Origin of the sequence: Paenibacillus sp. 32352 (genome assembly GCF_002042965.1) — a bacterium.
Taxonomy (GTDB): domain Bacteria; phylum Bacillota; class Bacilli; order Paenibacillales; family NBRC-103111; genus Paenibacillus_S; species Paenibacillus_S vulneris.
This window is the reverse complement of sequence record NZ_MZNT01000006.1, coordinates 41,625-60,139: the sequence shown is the minus strand read 5'-3', so window position 1 is coordinate 60,139 and position 18,515 is coordinate 41,625. Positions and strand designations below refer to the sequence as shown.

The window sequence follows — 18,515 nt, the reverse complement described above, 5'->3', positions numbered from 1 at the left end:
GGCTAGAGCCGCTTCATCGCCTGGCGATAGTCGGTCGGCGACATCCCGTACAGCCGCTTGAACTGCTTCGAAAAGTAAAGCGGGTCATGGAACCCGACCGAGGAGGCGATCTGCTCCACGGTAAGCTCCTGTCTCTCGCGAAGCAGCAGCCTTGCCTTGTCCGTGCGGAGCTGAAGCAGGAAGCTGACGGGAGTCATGCCCGTGTGCTTCTTGAACAGGGTGGACAGGTAGGCGCGATTATAGCCGAGAGCCTCGGCCATGAGCTCAATAGTGATAGGCTCCGCATATTGGGTGGACAAATATTGAATAGCCTGCTGGACGATCTGCCCGCTGCTGCTCGGAAGCTGGGGTGATCCGCTCGGCTCGGGCTGCAGAGCCCCGGCATATTCGGCCAGCAGCAGGTGGAGATAGCCGCTTGCCCTAAGGTTGGCTTGGCTTATTCTCGTCTGGAAGACGGTCTGCACTTGATGGTAGAGCACGCCGATGCTGCGTTTGCGGCCGGTGTGGACAACAGGCTGCTGGGAGGAGAGGCCGATCTGCTTCAGCATCCGCTCTGCTCGAGCCCCTTCAAACGCGATCCAGCGATAGAACCAAGGATCATCCTCATCGGCCTTGTAGCTGATAAGCCGGCCCGGCTCGATCAGGAAGCTGTCCCCGGGCCCAAGAGGATAGGTTACCCCCTGGCATGTGTAAGTACCGCGCCCGGCTTGAATGTGGTGGAGCAAATAGTAGTCGACCACCTTCGGGCCGGGCTTGTGCCCGGGCTTGGTCTGGCTGCTGCCGCTGAACAGCACGGTCAAATCGTCATCGGCGGGCGGCTCGGGGTTGGAGACGACATAATAGCTTTCCGTTCGTTTGGTGGGCACGGTCATCGGGCAATCCTCCTGGCATGATCGGTCGTATTTTGCATTCTCGCTCAGGTTGTCTTTCTATAAGATAGAGTATATCATGTCACTGGAGAAGTTAAACGGGCGATCTAACATTTTTCCATGCTATACTGACATCGTTCCATAGTGAAGAGAATCCGGCAGCAGTATACTGAAAGCAAGCAAACAACGAGCCCCGCATCCATAGATGTGCGGCATCATTCTAAAACAGGTGGTGTACCCATGGCAGATTTACAAGCATTGAAAGGCCGTTTCACAGAACTATACGGCAGCGAGAGCGCAGAACCTATCCACGTTTTTCATGCACCTGGGCGCGTTAATTTGATCGGTGAGCATACGGATTATAACGGAGGCTACGTATTCCCGGCGGCACTTACCTTCGGGACGACCATGCTGATCCGCAAGCGCGAGGATGAGCAGGTTGGATTCGCCTCAACCAATTTCCCGCTGCACAAACATATTTCCATCAACAACATCGCGTTTGATCCGGCCGATGACTGGATGAATTATCCCAAAGGGATTATCCATGAGATTCAGAAGAAGGGCCTGTCCGTAGGCGGCTATGACATCTTGTACAGCGGCGCTATTCCTAACGGCTCCGGACTGTCCTCCTCGGCCTCTATTGAAGTGGTAACGGCTTATGGCTTGCTGACCATGGAGGGACACCCTGCGGATAAAGTTCAAATCGCATTGATGTCGCAGAAGGCGGAGAATGAGTTCATGGGTGTGAAATGCGGCATCATGGACCAATTCGCCGTGGCGATGGGCAAGAAGGATCATGCGATCCTGCTGATGTGCGATACGCTTGAGTACAAGCATGTGCCGTTTGAGAGCGGCGCGTACAAGCTGGTGATCGGCAATACGAACAAGAAGCGCGGCCTCGTTGATTCGGCCTATAACGAAAGAAGATCGCAGTGCGAACAGGCAGTCAAGGATTTGCAGCAGCAATTTCCGGAGCTGACGCTGCTCGGCCAGCTGAATCTGGAGCAGTTTAACGCTTATCAGCATCTTATTCCGGACGAAACCGTCCGCAAGCGGGCAAGGCACGTTGTGGAGGAGATTGACCGCGTGCTTCAATCCATGAAAGTGTTGGAGAAAGGCGATCTCGAGGCCTTCGGCCAATTGATGATCGGCTCCCATAATTCGCTTCGTGACCTATATGAAGTAACCTGCCTGGAGCTTGATGTCATGGTGGAGGAAGCATTGAAGATTCCTGGGGTGCTTGGCTCCCGTATGACCGGGGCAGGCTTTGGCGGATGTACCGTATCATTGGTGCATGAGGATAGCGTCGAAACGTTTATCGAGCAGGTGGGCCGCGTCTACAAGGAAAAAACAGGGTTAACCGCGGACTTCTACGTATGTGACATCGGCAATGGCGTGGAGCAAGTAACGGAAGCATAGAAAAGCCTGGCCTGGGCTGAAGCTTGTTCGGGCATTCGGATAGGAAACATGACATACAACGATGGGGAGGCAATCAAAATGGCTATCATGGTAACAGGCGGTGCGGGCTATATCGGCTCGCATACGGTTGCGGAGCTGTTGGCAAGAAACGAGGAGGTTGTCGTTGTCGATAATCTCCAGCAGGGACACCGCGAGGCGGTATTGGGCGGCAAGCTGTATGTGGGCGATCTGCGTGACGCGGCCTTTATGGATACGGTGTTCAAGGAAAATGAGATTGAGGCTGTCATTCATTTCGCCGCGAACTCGCTGGTCGGCGAGAGCATGCAGAATCCGGCCAAGTACTATCATAACAACGTGTACGGAACGCTCTGTCTTCTGGAAAAAATGAACGAGTACGGCGTGAACAAAATCGTGTTCTCCTCCACGGCGGCTACGTACGGTGAACCGGAAAATGTGCCTATCGTGGAGAGCGACCGCACCCTGCCGACGAATGCATACGGGGAAACCAAGCTGGCGATGGAAAAAATGATGCGCTGGTTCGATACGGCGCATGGCATCAAATACGTGTCGCTTCGTTATTTTAATGCGGCGGGAGCCCATGAAAGCGGCCGTATTGGAGAGGACCATTCACCGGAAACGCATCTCATTCCGATCATTTTGCAGGTGGCTCTAGGAAAGAGAGCGCATATCTCGATCTTCGGCGATGACTATGCAACGCCGGACGGTACTTGCATCCGCGATTACATTCACGTGACCGATTTGTCGGACGCTCATATCCTGGCGCTGGAGAAGCTTCGTAAAGGCGGCGACAGCGGCATCTATAACCTGGGCAACGGCAAAGGCTTCTCCGTTAAGGAAGTGATCGACATTGCCCGCAAGGTAACGGGACACGATATCCCTGCGGTTGTGGAGCCGCGCCGCGCAGGCGATCCGGCCATCCTTATCGCTTCTTCGGAGCGGACCCGGGCGGAGCTCGGCTGGAAGCCGAAGCGCGATAGTCTGGAGCAAATCATCGCATCGGCATGGGCATGGCATCAGAGCCATCCGGAAGGCTATGCGAAGTAATCAAGTACATGCGGCTTACAAGCTGTAACAAAGGAGATCGTGCGCTATGAATGACACAACCGGTATGAATCGGGAGGAAACAGCCGCTCTGACCATAGAGCGGCTCCTCCAGTTCGGTATTAGACATAAGCTGCTGGAGCCGATCGACATCTATGCTGCGCGTAACGCCCTGCTTGAGATGCTTCGGATCGGGGAGCCGTACAGCGGGAAAGTGGAAGAGGAATCTATCGATAGCCCTGTGGAGCTGCTGGAGCAGCTGCTGGATTATGCGGCGGAAACCGGCATTCTGGAAGACAACAACACGACGCTTCGCGATCTGCTGGACGCCAAAATCATGGGCTGTCTGATGCCTCGTCAATCGGAGGTGGCCGGCCGGTTCTGGAAGACGGCCAAGCAGGACAGCGTGGAGCGGGCTACGAATGAATTTTACCGGCTGTGCATGGATTCGAATTATATTCGCGCAGACCGGATTGCCAAAAACCAGTATTGGCTGGCGCCAACGGAATACGGTGATTTGGAGATTACGGTAAATCTGTCGAAGCCGGAGAAGGACCCCAAAGAGATCGCCCTGCTTAAGACAGCAGCGCCGAGCAATTATCCGAAATGCCTGCTCTGCATCGACAACGTCGGGTATGCAGGAAGATTGAATCATCCCGCACGGCAAAATCTGCGAGTCATCCCTGTGGAGCTGGACGGAGAGCCGTGGTATTTCCAATATTCTCCGTACGTGTATTACAACGAGCATAGCATCATTTTGGACCATCAGCATCGGCCGATGCAGACCTCCAATAAGACGTTTTACCGCCTGTTTGATTTCATCGATCAGTTCCCTCACTATTTTATAGGGGCTAATGCGGACCTGCCGATCGTAGGAGGGTCCATCCTGAACCACGATCATTTTCAGGGCGGCAAGCATCGGTTCCCTATGGAGAAGGCACCGGTGGAATACAGCATATCCCATCCGGACTATCCGAACGTGAAGCTGGGTATTGTCAAATGGCCTATGTCCGTTATCCGTATTTCCGGTCATAATAAGCTGCTGCTGTTGAAGCTGGCCGATACGATTCTTAACGAATGGAAAGCCTACAGCGATCTCGCTCATGATATATTGGCTTACACGGATCAGGACGGCGTACGTGTGCCTCACAATACGATTACCCCTATTGCACGTAATAATGCAAATGGAGAATATGAGCTGGATCTTGTTCTTCGCAACAACCGGACCAGCGAGGAGCATCCGGACGGAATTTTTCACCCTCATCAGCCGCTTCATCATATCAAGAAAGAAAATATCGGCTTGATTGAAGTGATGGGTCTGGCCGTTCTCCCGGGCCGCCTTAAGGATGAAATGGAGCTTCTGGCACAAGTGCTGACGGGATCTCTTCCTTTGGATGCGGAAATTACCGAGCATGAGGAGCATCCTCTGTATAAGCATCGCGATTGGATCGTCGAGCTGATTGCGGAGCACGGAACGGCCTTGACGCATACAGCCGCGGAAGAGGTACTTCGCAAGGCTATCGGTCATAAATTCTCCTGTGTTTTACAGGATGCAGGCGTATTCAAACGGACCGAAGCGGGACTGGATGGATTTAAAGCATTTATTCGAACGTTCGGATTTCGTTGAATATTATGGCAGGTTTTGAGACTCATTCCCTTGGGAATGAGTCTTTTTTACTACCTTTTTCAATTTGGTGATAAGTTTTATGCGGAAAATAGGAAAAAATTCTCACATACGAACTCTCTTTGTGTTATAGTATTTTACATAATGATAACACCTGTTAAGGGATGGGGGAGTACATATGTTTGATTGGTTAGGTTTCAGGAAGGGGCTTCCTCTCTGGTGGTCTTACCGATTGAATCGGGGGTTAAAGGAGGATGTCGAGGATATTTTCGAAGGGATTGCGAACACCCGCATGGAGCTCTTGAGAAGCTGGACGAACGAATACTGGGCTCATCTGGATCGTCTGCTCATGCAGATGGCTTCAGTGGATGGGGACAGGGACGATTCGCAGAACCGCCAGGCTAAGGAGCTGGACAAGCTGTTCGCATCCGTCCGCAACAGGGCATCGGATTTTTCGGAAATTTTCCTGTTAAACGAACAAGCCGCAGTTGTGTTCTCATCTTACCCGAGACATGTCGGCACAAGCTATGCCGGGCGCGGTCTGCTGTCTAAAGGCTTGGAGTACACCTATAAAGGGGATAAATGCTTGTTCGGTCCCTATGCAGACCCGTTGACGCTGGAGATAGGACCTTCGACCTCCGCTTTTCATGATAAAATGACGCTTCTTTATATGGTGCCGGTTATGAAAAACGGCCGGTGGGCGGGAGCTTTGTGCGGAAGAGTCCCTAACGATGTGATCGGCGACTTGATTCAGCGGGAATCAGGCCATGTGTATCCGGATTCCGGCGATAACTATATTTTTATGGCACGGGCGGGTCTGAACACCCACATTACTCCGGGTACGGCCTTATCACGAAGCCGTTTCGAGGATCGTACGTTTACTCACGGAGAAAACCTGAAGGACGGCGTCACAACCGATTGGGGTGTAGTTTCGGTACAGGAGCACACTGAGCTCGAGCTGATGTTCACTGATCCTGCCACCGGCAAGCTTCACCCAGGCGTTGCAAATACGATAGCGAACGGCAGCAACTTATTCGTCTCCTTCCCGGGTTATTCGGATTACCGGCATATTCCGGTCATCGGCAAGGGGGTGACGTTCCAGCTTCCTCATTGCCCGGATGTTTGGGGGATGATGTGCGAGGGGGATCTGGAGGAGGTGTACCGGATTCGCGGGGTCGGATGGAAACTGGCTAAGCTTCAGCTGCCTCTGATCGCTGTTTTCGCGGTATTGAGCGCCCTTCTGGTCTATTTCGCGCTAAGCCTGGGTTCCGTGTCTCCGGCTCTTGTGGCTATCGGGCTGGGCGTGCTCCATCTGTTGTACGGCGGCCTAGTCGCCTGGACGCTGCATAAGAAGGGCTCCAAGCCGGTGGTGGACAGCCTTCATACTATCAACCGGTTTATCCGGATCAACGCCGAAGGCAAGGGGGACTTAACACAGCGTCTGGACTATGCGCGGTTCGATAAGGACGAGACCCGGGAGCTGGCGAAATGGATTAATAATATGATCGATTCTTTGGAAGGGATTATGCTCCAGGTGAAGCAGGCGGCGGCCGATGTACTGTCCAGCCAGCAGCTGCTGAACGAATCGACGGTCAGTACAGCCGGATCCACCGAGCGAATGAGCGGCAAAATTCATGATATGATTCGAAGCATTCGCAGCCAGCTGAAAGATATCGATGTCGCCAAGGATGCGGTAGGCGATATGCAGGGAACGCTGAGGGTGCTTGAAGACAAGGCGTCGGAGCAAATTGCGGTGGCGCAGACCGAGGTAGAGCGAATCGGGGAGAAGATGCGCCAAATTTCGGACAAGGTGGCTCAAACGAACCAAACGATTGAGACCTTCATGAAGACGACCCAGGAGATCACCAATGTGCTTCAGGTCATTGAGGAAATATCCAACCAGACGAATTTGCTCTCCTTGAATGCCTCGATCGAAGCGGCCCGGGTAGGCGAGCATGGCAAAGGCTTTGCGGTTGTTGCAGGAGAAATCCGCAAGCTGGCTGATCTGACCCGCAAATCGACGGAGGAAATTCACGAAACGGTGCAGCATATTTATAAAAACGCCAAGGAAGCGTTCTCCTCAATGGAGGAAGGAACGCAGGTGGTGGAGGAAGGGACCCGGCTGGCGGCAGCAGCCTCCGAGCTATTAACCGGGGCAGGGATGGACTCGCAAAAAACACAAGTCGTCGACGAGGTAGTCGGATTGATGGAAAAAATCGCCGACGTCAGCAAAGAAAACCGCCAAATTTCTACCGAGGTCGAAGGCAAGGTGCAGGAATTAATGACCGATATTGTGAACGTCCGTCATACCTCCCATCATGTGGAGGCTATTACCGGTTTTCTGCAGCAGCTGGTGAATCAGTTCCGGTTGACGGAAACCAGGAGAAGATAGACGAGACGAAAGCTGAACGGCTCCCATATGTGAAGCTGCAATCGGGTAAGAGCTGCCTGCTCCTAAATAGGATCGGGCAGCTCTTCCTATTCCATAAAGATTTAAGGTATGGTCCCAAAGTGTCTTCGCTCACAGATGATATCGGCCCGCCATGAAGCCAAGAGCGCCATAAGGGGGTCGGGGGCTCGTTCATCCGCTCACGGACGCTCCGGCGGCACTCCCCACTTCTCTGCAAAAATTAGCGGCTCCAGCGAGCGCCGTTTCTCCCATTGAGCCGCTTCCAGAATCGGCATCGGAGGATAGTTATCGGTATACCCGATGGACAGCAGGGCAACGGGGTCGATATGGGGAGGGATATTCAGAATGTCGCGAACGTCGTTCTTCTTATAAAAGCTGACCCAGCCCATGGCAAGCCCTTCGGCGCAGGCTGCGAGCCACATATTCTGAATGGCGCACGCAGTCGACATAATATCCGTCTCCGGGATCGAATTGCGCCCGAGCACATGGGAGCCGCCGCGGGTGGGATCGCAGGTTACACAGATCGTTAGGGGAGCCTGCTCGAGCCCTTCGATTTTGAGCGACAGGAACTTCGTTTCTCTTTCTCCTTCATAATGAATGGCCAGCGCTCTCCGCTCTTTATCCGCCGCCCAGGCGAGACGCCGTTTTCCTTCCTCCGATTGAATGAGAATAAAATTCCATGGCTGACTGAAGCCGACGGAAGGTCCGTGATGCGCGGCGTCCAGCAGCTTCATGATCGTATCCTGCGGGATCGGATCGGGCCGGAAGGTCCGTATATCTCTGCGGGTATAGATGGCTTTGTAGACGGCGGCCTTTTCTTCTTCGCGAAAGTGCATCGCAACAACATCTCCTTCGGTTCGTATTAGGAGCAGCTTACCCTAGATTGCTGTCTTCTATAAAATGACCGCTCGAATATCCCCTGCCGAGCTAAGCCTCCGGCAGATCGGGTTTACGCTTGGGCTCAATTTGAATCGTATCCTGTCCATGCGTAATTCCGCTGACCTCAATCCCTTTTTTCCTTAAGGACGATGTGATCAAGGCTTCATCCTGCTCAGGGAAAATATAGGAAGGCTGGGACTCTGTATGGTACAGCAATTGCTCTGCAGCCTGAAGCAGCTTCTCCATTGAAAATGGCTTGCGCAAAAACTTCTCAATATCCTTCTCGTAATAATTAAGCGGCGGCTCCAGCGCAGTCGATACGATGACCGGAGTGCGATAGAAGGTAGGGTGATCGTAGAGCTCGGCCATGAAATCCCAGCCGTTCTTCGAGCCCTCAAGATGAATATCCACGATGCAGAGACGCGGCGGGCTCTTGCGAATGCGATGCAGGGAGCCGATGCCTTCTTCCGCGGAACGCAAATGCACGATAGGGATCTCCAGCTTGCTGAGAGCAACCTGGATCAGCTTGGCCAAGTTATCATCGTCCTCGAGTACGATAATGCTGCCGTCGACCTCGGGGAACCGGTAGCTGTCCAGCTGAACGGTGAAGGTCGTGCCTTCGCCCATCGCGGATTCGAAGGTGATGGAGCCGCCGTGCGCATCGACGATTTCCTTCACGATGGCAAGACCCAGGCCCGTGCCCCCGATTTGCCGGCGGTCCGAGTTATCTACCCGGAAAAATTTGGTGAATAACTTATCTTTTGCCTCATCCGGTATGCCGAGCCCGAAGTCAGTAATGTGCAGCTTGACCTGCCCGTCCTGCGCATCGATGAGAATGTTCACTTTATCGGCCTGAGGCGAATATTTGATCGCATTGCTGATTAAATTGTGCGCCACCTGCTTGAGCCGATCGGCATCGGCACGAACCCATGCTTCTTGGGCTGAAGACTCAATGACCACGGTGTGGCTCGGCTTTTCCTTCCACTGCTCCGCCACTTCCCTCACGATGCTGATCAGCTCAACGGGCGCAAAATGATACGCCTGCTTGCCGGATTCCATACGCTGCAGATCGAGGAAATCGTTAATCAAGTTCGACAAGCGATGGGCTTCCTTGTAAATGGTTTGCATATACTTGTGCTGCTTGTCCTGCGGCAATTGCCGGTGCAGCAGAATCTCGATGAATCCAAGCACGCTGGCCAGCGGTGTACGGAGCTCATGGGATACGATGCTGATGAATTCGTTTTTCATCTCATCGACCTTCTCCTCCTCGGTCCGGTCCCGGAACACGAACAGGTAGCCTCGCTCCTGTTGGTTTTTCTTGTCACCTACCTTGGTGGCGTACAGCTCGACATAGCGCTGCTGCTCCTCCTGATCCATGAAGGCGAACCGTTCGGTCAGCTTATCAAGCGTGCCGTTCAGCAGGTTATCCATAGCAAGGCGGACGGGTGACAAGGAAGGAATGATCTTCTCCATGTTTCGGGTAAGCTCGTTCCAATCCTCTCCGCCTTGATCGGCGATCGTAAAGTAGCTTTTCATCCGGTGGTTGGCGAAAAGCAGCTTGCCTGAGGAATCGCACAGCATCATCCCCTCATTAGTAGACTCCAGGATGCTCTCGATCAAGGCTTTTTCCTGAAGAAGCTGTTCATTCAGCCGCTCCAGATACAATGATTGAAGATGACGGTCCTCATTCATCTGCTGAGCCAGGAAGGCGAGCCCGAACTGCCGCATCAGGCCTTTGCCCGTACGGTCCTGCTGCTCGGTGCGCGAGGACAAATAGCTGGTCAGCAGCAGGAAGCCGATCACTTCTTGTTTATCGTCGAACAAGGGGTGATATTGATCTATCGCATGGGTCATTCCCTGGTGCAGACCGGTCTCTTCCCGAGACAGCTCCCGCTTGCAGTCTATCTGCACTTTCTCCGTAAATACGCGTTGGGCCGGCCCGTACAGCTCCTGCTCGACCCGGGAAGGCAGCTGCGACGGATAACCTGCGGCATACAAAATGGTGTAGGCAGAACGCTGTTCGGAAGAGGGAGGCTCCTCCGGAAGCGGGACAAGCGCATTGGTGGCTTTCTCTTTCACGACAAGGAGCGCCGCATCCATCTGAAGCGAGTTTAACAACGCCGGAATGGAGGCTTGCAGGAACTGGTTCATGTTCAGCGAGCCGGACAGCTTTTCCTGGTAAGAGCTGATCGCTTCGAGCTCCAGCTCCCTCTGGGACAGCTTTTCCAAGGTCTGCTCCTGCTCCTCCTGCTGCGCGATGATCTCTTCATTCTGCGCTTCCAGACTCTCCGCCATATAGCGGTAGGTCTCCTCGCTTTTGCGCAGTGCGGCCTCGGCCCGGCGGGCCCGGTTGAAAATCACGGCAGAGAAGGCGCCGATTATGATAGCTACCGCCCCGCCAGCCGCTATGATGATCCGGGCGAGATGGCCCGCTCTTTGTGCATCATTGTAGGCATCCGTTCCGATCGTATCGATATCAGTCCGAATCTTCAGGTGCAGCTGCCGGAATCGGTCCATCAGCATTTTGCCGTTACCTAGACGCGCGCGCGCCTCGTCCACCCTGCCGGCCCGGACCAGCTCCACCTGCGAGCTGTAATGGTCCTGAAGCTTTTGGATTTGCGGAATAATGTCGCCTTCCATCAGGCTTTTCAAACCTGGATATTTTTTCTGGTACACGGCCATAAGCTCTAAGTCTTTGGCAAGCTGGGCTTTGCCTTGCTCATAGGGCTCCAGATACCTTTCATCGCTTGTCACTTCAAAGCCGCGTACACCGGTCTCCTGATTGATGACATCGCCTAAAATATTTTCGGCCAGTGCGGCCAGGGGAATCGCTTCCTGCACGACACTGTTGAGCTCGTCCTCCATGTTCGTGGAAGCGATATAGCTGGACACGCTGACAAGGGCCAGCAGGGCGACGATGAGTACGACGTAGAGCAAGGAAACGTTAGATCGGGTTACGTTCATGCATAAGCTCCTTACCTAAAAATAGAATGATCCTGTTCATTTGATTCGGTCCAAGCAAATATGAACTCTATAGTTGGCGTAGTCAAGCAGCCGGTCCAGGAACTCGTTAAGCTCGCCATGGGAAGCCACGAGCAGACGGAGCGAGTAGCAGCCTTCACCGCTGATGCGGTAAGCCTCCTTGACATGGGGATGCTCCCGTACGAAGCTCTGGAACTGGGCATGGGAGCTCGTCATCTTCATGAACACGATAATGTGCGCCATAACCGTCAAGCCGAGCTTTTCATGATTCAGCGACACATGGACACCCTGGATCACTCCGGCATCCTCCAGCTTGCGGATCCGGAAGCCGACCGCCTGTCCGGTCAGATGAACATGCTCTCCGATTTCCTTGTGGGGCATTCGCGCATCGGCCAGCAAGCATTCCAATATTTTGATATCCGTTTCATCCAGCATGGGCTTCATCCTTTCCTGTCCAGGGGGCAGTTTTTTCATCGTGAAAATGGTTTGAGCGGAATCTTTTCATCAAGTCCTTCAGCCGTTCGGAGAAACGGTGCATACTGATGACAGATGCTTCCCGGGTCCAAGGGCTCGGGTAGGCAGGAGAGCAAACCGACAGGTCTAGGAGGAAACGATAATGAAAGTTCAACTTCTTCGTCACGCAACGTTATTGGCAGATATTCACGGAAAACGGTTCTTGGTCGATCCTATGCTCTGCGATCAAGGGGTACAACCACCCGTAATGAATTCGACAAATAGTCGACAAAATCCTTTAGTTTCCATTGCCGTCACCCCTGAGTTATTACAATCGGTGAATGCCGTCATCGTGACCCATACTCATTTTGATCATTGGGACAAGGAAGCGGTGCGTCTTCTCGATAAGCAGCTACCGGTGTTTTGCCAGCCGTCGGATGCGGAAGCCATAAGAGAAGCAGGTTTTACCGATGTGCAGCCGGTAGAGAGCGAGCTTAAGTGGGAAGGCATTCAGTTGTCGCGAACAGGAGGGCGGCACGGGACAGGGGAGATCGGCGAACGGATGGGGAACGTATCGGGCTTTGTCCTGCAGGCTCCGGGCGAGCCTGTGCTGTATATAGCGGGAGATACCATCTATGTTCCGGAGGTGGAGGAAGCGTTGGACCGGTATCGTCCCGATGTCACGATTGTTAACGGGGGTGCGGCTCAATTTGCCCAAGGCGATCCGATCACGATGACCAAGGAGGATATTGCGCGCGTATGCCGCTATGTATCGGGGACTTGCGTGGTAGCCGTTCATATGGAGGCGATCAACCATTGCCTGGAGACGAGAGAGCAGCTAACCGATTATTTGCGGTCGGAGGGGCTGCTGCATCAAGTCAAGGTGCCCGGGGATGGAGAATCGATCGATTTCGGCTCTCGGTAAGCAGGTGGAGGAGAGCGCAGCCTAAGAAAATACGGCAAGTTTCGTAGTAACCGATTGCCAGGCGACCTGTTGTACCTTACAATAACCATAGGAATATTATGTTAGGAAATCTATCATACAACTAACGCTTATGGGTTATTGGAGGGCAAGGAGAATGCTGAACGGAACAGGAGATTTGCGGGAACGGGAGCTGCGTTCTTTTTTTCAACCGATAGTATCGCTGCAAACACAAAGAATTATCGCTTACGAAGCGTTAGGGCGGAGTGTGGAGGGGAATCGGGTTCGAAGCTTGGGGGACTTTTTCCAAAACCCGAACATCAGCGACGAGCAGCATCTGCATGTAGACCGAATGCTGCGCGAGCAAGCCATTGCGGCCATAGCCCAATCGGATTCCAGCGCCATGCTGTTTCTGAATGTAAAGCCGTCCTGGATTTACCGTGTGTATAAGGAGAAGGGAGTATTGCCTACACTAAAGCTCCTGCAAAAGCACGGGCTTGATCCTGCAAGGGTCGTCATTGAAGTGACGGAAGAGGAGTTCCACGGCAGGCTGGACGAATTGTCCGCAATGATTCATGTATATCGGGACCATGGCTGCCTGATAGCCATTGATGATATCGGCAGCGGCTACAGCAACTATGACCGTATCGCTTCCATCCGGCCGAACATCTTGAAGATCGATCTGAAGCTGTTGAAGAAGAGCGCTATACATGACGGGTACAAGGCACTGTTGAATTCCTTCTCGATTCTTTCCTCCCAAATGGGCTCATCACTCCTGATAGAAGGGGTAGAGACCAAGCACGATCTGTACCATTCGTTGAAGGCGGGGGCCAGATATGTCCAAGGCTTCCTCTTCTCGGAGGCCCGGGAAGAGCTTCAGGATGAGCGCGCCTATGAGCCGTTTCTGAAAGAGGAAATCAGGCTGTATACCGAGCAAGAGGTCGCACGCTATCGTGCGCTGTTCTCGGTGCAGGAGGGCTTGAGCGAGCTTATTGCCCCGGATGCCCCTATCACCGGCTTTGCAGATGCGGATAGGATGATCGAAGGTCTGCTTCCGAGTGTGGGCTCTAATGTAGTGCGGATTTATATTTGCCGCGAGGACGGATGTCAGGTTTCCTCCAATTATTCGAGGGATAGCGGGGGCCAATGGAAAAGGGACGCCCAATATCAAGGTTCGAACTGGATATGGCGTCCATATTTTATTCCGAATATGATGCGGCTGAACAATCAGCGGCAGGGCATGCTGTCGAGCGAATATACCGATCTGGATACGGCCCGGTTGATGCAGACCTACTCGTGTCCTGTTGGCGGCACGCATTATTTATTTCTCGATGTTCAGGTCTAGGAAGTCCGGTCGGGCGGCTAGAGCTCGACCCAATCATTGCGCAGTGCGAACAACTCCTTCAAATCCTCGGTGGACAGCTCCGTGATCCACTGCTCGCCGTTACCGACAATTTGCTGGCTCAGGCCCTGCTTCTTCTCAATCATTTCGTCGATGCGCTCCTCCAGCGTCCCGAGCGTGACGAACTTGTGCACCTGCACATGGCGGGTTTGCCCGATCCGGAAGGCCCGGTCCGTCGCCTGATTCTCGACGGCAGGGTTCCACCAGCGGTCAAAGTGGAATACGTGGTTGGCCGCTGTCAGATTAAGCCCCGTGCCGCCGGCTTTGAGCGAGAGCAGGAAGATGCCCGGCTGCTTGTCGCCCGGCAGCGATTCGTTCTGGAAGTCGGCAATCATACGGTCACGCGCCGCTCTGGGCGTGCCGCCATGGAGGAACAGCACCTGGGAGCCGAGCTCCTGCTCCAGAATGCGCTGCAGCAGATGGCCCGTCTCCACGAACTGGGTGAAGATAAGGCATTTATCTCCTTCCTGGCGCAGCTCCTGAACCATTTCAAGCAGCCGCTCGACTTTGTTGGAGCGCTGCTGCCAGGGGGCGGCGGCCGGTTCCTTCAGCAGAAGGGAAGGATGGTTGCAGATTTGCTTCAGCTTCGTTAAAGCCGCCAGAATCAAGCCTCTCCGTTCCATAGCGCTCAGGCTGTCCAGCCGCTCGAACATATCCTTGATGTAGTTTTCATACAGCATGCCCTGCTCTGCCGTCAGCGAGACGAACGTTTTATACTCATGCTTATCCGGCAGATCGAGCTGAATAGCCGGGTCCTTCTTGACCCGCCGCAGCAGGAAAGGGCGGACCAGCCGCTGTACCTTGGATACGAGCTCGGGATCGTTCGTTCGCTCGATGGCGCCTACGTACCGGTGTGTGAACTCCCGCAGCGTTCCGAGATAGCCCGGATTGAGGAAGTCGAAGATCGACCACAGCTCGGTCAGGCGGTTCTCGATCGGGGTCCCTGTCAGAGCGATCCGGTGACGGCTCTTGAGGCCGCGGATCGAGGTCGCCTGCTTCGTATAGGCGTTCTTAATGTTTTGCGCCTCGTCGAGACAGATCGAGCTCCATTCCAGCTGGGACAGCTCGGCTTCATCCAGATGAGACAAGGTATAGGTTGTCAGTACCAGGTCATAGCCTAGGCAGGCTTCCTTGAAGGCGTCGCCCTTTGCCCGGTTCGGGCCGTAATGCAGATGGATTTTGAGCTCGGGTGCGAACCGCTCGAGCTCCTTCTGCCAGTTGCCGAGCACGGAGGTCGGGCAAACCAGGAGCGACGGAGCGGTCTCAGTCCCTTGCTCCGCTTGGGCCGCAGCTTCCTGCTCCCGCAGGTGGAGCAAGTACGTTATCATTTGAATGGTTTTGCCGAGACCCATGTCGTCGGCAAGGCAGCCGCCGAGACCAGCACGCCGCAGGAACAGGAGCCAGGAGATTCCTTCGACCTGATAAGGCCGCAGTGTTCCGCGGAACGACGCAGGGGGCTCGACCAGCGGCGGGCGCTTGGCGTGGTTGAGCAGATCGACCATTTCCTGCAGCTGCTCGTTGAGCTCTACCTCCATCTGCAGGGAGCGCTGGAAGCCGAATTCTTCCTCTCCTTCGGAGGAGCCGAGCAGATGCAGCTCCAGCACATCGCGGAAGGATAGCCCCTGCTTCTTCTGCACCTGCTTCATGACCTGCTCGAGCTGCAGGAGCTGGGTCGGGTCCAGTTGAATCCATTGGCCGCGGATTTGGACGAGCTTGCGGTTTTCCTCCAGGAGGGAGCGGAATTCCTCCTCCGTCAGCTCGATGTCGCCCAGGGCGATCTTCCAGTCGAACTGCATCAGCTGCTCGAGTCCGAACATCGCTTGCGGTCCGGTGCCGACCGACGATTTGATCTTCGCCTTGAGGCGCGGACGCCAGCGCCGAATGCGCTCCCACCAGGCGGGCAGGAAGACGGAGTAGCCCGCCTCCATCAGGCGCAGGCTGCCGGCGGTCAGCAGCTGCCAAGCCTCGTCCTGCGTGAGCTCGCTGCGCAGCGTGCCGGGCTCGTCGCTGTTCTCGAGCCATGGCAGGATGCGCTGCCATTTGGCGATATCGCGCCCCGCGCGTTGAAGCTCCGGCTGCCAGGCAGCCGGGAGCTCCTCCAGCGCGGGTGCAGCCGGGCCGGGCGGCGGCGCGTTCGCGTCGCCCTTGGCAGCAGCCGCGAGTGCGCGGGAGTCCACCTCGCGCAGCAGGGTCTTGTCGGCGCGGTCCTGCAGGATGACGCGCAGAGGCCAGCTGCCGCTGCTCTTCTGCTGCGGCGGCTCGCTCAGCTGCAGGCACGTCCGAAACGGCGTGCCGTCGGTCTGCCAGCCGATGGAGACGAGCCAGTCCTCCTCGTCCATCCACAGATCGGCCGGCAGCTTGCCTCGCTGCAGCAGAGGATACGTCGCCTCCAGCTGCCGGATGCTCTGGCGCAGCAGGCTGTCCTCCTCACCCCATTCGGGGATGAGGCGGTCCATCCATTGCTGCGCCAAAGGCGAAAACCCTTCAGCCGCCACGGAATCCGGCAGCTGAAGCTTCCAGCCGAGCTCGCCCGCCTTCCACTTCGCGAAGTCGGGCATGCAGCGCCCCTGCACGAGCGCCTCCTTAACATGAGGCGCCAGCCGCATCAGCTCGCGCAGCTCGCTGCTCCAGTCCAGCTTCAGATGCTGGACTGCGCTCGGGCTGCAGAAGTAGTCCAGCGCCTCCAGCGCGGACAGCTGCAGCCCCTCTACGTTCATCGATTCCGTTACCTCGATGAATGTGCCGTAGAACGAAGGCTCGTGCCAGGCGAACAGCAGTCCCTTCAAATCATAGGCATCGCTCACGCCCCCATTGTACCGGGAGCCCCATAAGAAGAAGCAGCCCGGGGCTATCCATCTGGCATGAACCGTAATTGCAGATGTATCGATCATGGAATCCACTTCCCTTTCCGAAGCTCCTCTTGAAACGCTCTAAGGCGGGAGTATCTCGTAGCCAGCCGGTACATGTATTCCTCCCAGACAGTAAGCTTATCGAGCTTTTTATAATAGGCATGCAGCTTTTTGAGCAGCTTAACGGCCATTTTATAGGCGTTCCGGTTCTTTTCCGCGATGATTCGCTCCACCGCCTGATGATAAAGCGGAAGCAGAAGGGACGGATCATGGCTTTCCACCGTTTTTAAATCCAGCGCATACAAATTGAGCGGAGAGACGCGGTTGGCGATCTGCAGATCGACCCAGGCCTTGAACCGGTGGGCCTTGAGCAAATAGGTCGTATAAAAGTAGTAGGTGCGCGGCAGCAGGGCGATCATTACGTCGACCCATTCCCCGTCATCGGGCTGCCGGTTGACCGCCTCCATCCAGTACGTGCAGAACGTCCGCAGCTCATCCTGCTGCGCCCTTTGCATGGAGGGCAGCATCCACCGAAGCCAGGCCAGCATCCGTTCCCACTCCTGATTCTCATAGCTGTGGTTCAGGTACAAGAAATAGTCGCGGGGCTCCCGCTTGCTCAGCTCCTCGAGCTGCGTCCGGGCCTGCTCGTCTTTTCCGTCCATAACCTCAAAATGCGCGGCCGCGATCAACAGGGCGTCCTTGCGCCGAGGCTGAAGACCTGTCTTGGAGGCGAGCAGCTTAAGCCGCTTCCTCTCCTTGGCGATCCGGTCCGGATCCTCTGTCAGCCGCCACCAAAGGCTGCGATAGCCCACCAGCCAATCCAATGGAGAGTCTTTGCCGCTGAGTGCGGCGTCGCCGAGGAAAGTCAATGTTTCATCTATAGCTTCACCATGCCGCTTAAGCAGGGAGGGAATGTCCAATTCAGGCAGCAGCTTCATGAGCTGCTCCATACACTGCTTGGCGACGGTTTTGCACCCGGTTTCGATATAGTAGGACATGTAGGAGGTCTTCGTCTCCGAGTAAAACTGCTCGATCTTGCGCATGACGAACAGCAGCACGTGCAGCTCATAGAGCGTCCGCAGCGAAGGCTCCCACGCGGCTGCAATCGGATGAAGCGTTTCTTGGGCTGTGGCAAAGAACTGCTCAATCGAATGCTGCTGGGAGAGAGAATAGCCGTAAAACTGCTGATCGAAGAAACGGTGCCAATAGGCAGGCAGCTGTTGGGCCTCGGGCGGTTCCAGGCGCTCCTGCTTTTTCTCCGTTCTGGTCCCTGCAGCCGTTCGCGACAGCTGCTGGCGATTTTTGACCCGGATGGACTGCTTCAAGTGCTGCAGCAGCAGTTCCGGGCGTGCGAACGAAGCATATAATGTGAAGATAACCGCAGCCATGTGCTGGCAATACCCGTCGTCAGGACAGCTGCATTCGCTCTTCTCGAAGCGGTCGAGATCGAGAACGACCTCGCATGCCTGTGCATCGCGAACGAGGGCATGGATCTCTAATCCATGGACCAGCTCTACCTCGGATATGCGGCGTTTATGGAAATGCTCCCACCCTTGCTCCAGGGCAGAGAGATCGAAATCCTGCTGCATCCGTTCGATCAAAAAGTTCATTCGGTTTTTCGGGAGTTGCAGCTTCAACATAGGA

General features: G+C 55.0%; 12 protein-coding genes. 6 read left to right on the top strand and 6 right to left on the bottom strand.

Annotation, left to right across the window (positions count from 1 at the left end):
• Positions 1–2 precede the first annotated feature (2 nt).
• Complete coding sequence (locus B1728_RS15390; RefSeq protein ID WP_079911127.1) at positions 3–872, bottom strand: AraC family transcriptional regulator; 870 nt, start codon at positions 870–872, stop codon at positions 3–5.
• A 237-nt stretch (positions 873–1,109) separates the two neighbouring features.
• On the opposite strand from B1728_RS15390, the gene B1728_RS15385 reads away from it, so the two are divergent.
• From B1728_RS15385 to B1728_RS15370, 4 genes are all read left to right on the top strand, one after another.
• Positions 1,110–2,288, top strand: a complete 1,179-nt coding sequence (locus B1728_RS15385) for a galactokinase (protein WP_079911126.1) — start codon at positions 1,110–1,112, stop codon at positions 2,286–2,288.
• Between the two features lie 78 nt (positions 2,289–2,366).
• On the top strand, positions 2,367–3,353 hold the full coding sequence (gene galE, locus B1728_RS15380) for a UDP-glucose 4-epimerase GalE (protein ID WP_079911125.1): 987 nt from the start codon (positions 2,367–2,369) through the stop codon (positions 3,351–3,353).
• A 46-nt stretch (positions 3,354–3,399) separates the two neighbouring features.
• Positions 3,400–4,977, top strand: coding sequence for a UDP-glucose--hexose-1-phosphate uridylyltransferase (locus B1728_RS15375; protein ID WP_218672301.1), 1,578 nt, complete (start codon positions 3,400–3,402; stop codon positions 4,975–4,977).
• 175 nt (positions 4,978–5,152) lie between these two features.
• A complete protein-coding gene (locus B1728_RS15370; RefSeq protein WP_079911124.1) occupies positions 5,153–7,366 on the top strand; it encodes a methyl-accepting chemotaxis protein in 2,214 nt (737 codons plus the stop codon).
• Between the two features lie 197 nt (positions 7,367–7,563).
• Here B1728_RS15370 and bluB read toward each other — a convergent pair whose 3' ends face one another.
• From bluB to B1728_RS15355, 3 genes are all read right to left on the bottom strand, one after another.
• Positions 7,564–8,220, bottom strand: a complete 657-nt coding sequence (gene bluB / locus B1728_RS15365) for a 5,6-dimethylbenzimidazole synthase (protein ID WP_079911123.1) — start codon at positions 8,218–8,220, stop codon at positions 7,564–7,566.
• A 91-nt stretch (positions 8,221–8,311) separates the two neighbouring features.
• On the bottom strand, positions 8,312–11,227 hold the full coding sequence (locus B1728_RS15360) for an ATP-binding protein (RefSeq protein ID WP_079911122.1): 2,916 nt from the start codon (positions 11,225–11,227) through the stop codon (positions 8,312–8,314).
• A gap of 36 nt (positions 11,228–11,263) precedes the next feature.
• Positions 11,264–11,680 (bottom strand): Lrp/AsnC family transcriptional regulator, encoded by a 417-nt coding sequence (locus B1728_RS15355; RefSeq protein ID WP_079911121.1) that lies wholly within the window; start codon positions 11,678–11,680, stop codon positions 11,264–11,266.
• 181 nt (positions 11,681–11,861) lie between these two features.
• On the opposite strand from B1728_RS15355, the gene B1728_RS15350 reads away from it, so the two are divergent.
• On the top strand, positions 11,862–12,623 hold the full coding sequence (locus B1728_RS15350) for an MBL fold metallo-hydrolase (RefSeq protein WP_079911120.1): 762 nt from the start codon (positions 11,862–11,864) through the stop codon (positions 12,621–12,623).
• A 154-nt stretch (positions 12,624–12,777) separates the two neighbouring features.
• Positions 12,778–13,965: an EAL domain-containing protein gene (locus B1728_RS15345; RefSeq protein WP_179136030.1), complete on the top strand. Its 1,188-nt coding sequence runs from the start codon at positions 12,778–12,780 to the stop codon at positions 13,963–13,965.
• Between the two features lie 17 nt (positions 13,966–13,982).
• Here the strand turns inward: B1728_RS15345 and B1728_RS15340 are convergent, their stop codons facing one another.
• Together B1728_RS15340 and B1728_RS15335 are read right to left on the bottom strand one after the other, a co-directional pair.
• Positions 13,983–16,913: a DEAD/DEAH box helicase gene (locus B1728_RS15340; RefSeq protein WP_079911118.1), complete on the bottom strand. Its 2,931-nt coding sequence runs from the start codon at positions 16,911–16,913 to the stop codon at positions 13,983–13,985.
• Positions 16,910–18,511 carry an SWIM zinc finger family protein gene (locus tag B1728_RS15335; RefSeq protein ID WP_079911117.1) on the bottom strand — a complete coding sequence of 534 codons (1,602 nt, stop codon included), beginning with the start codon at positions 18,509–18,511 and terminating at the stop codon, positions 16,910–16,912. Before B1728_RS15335 ends, B1728_RS15340 begins: the two co-directional genes overlap by 4 nt.
• Positions 18,512–18,515 lie beyond the last annotated feature (4 nt).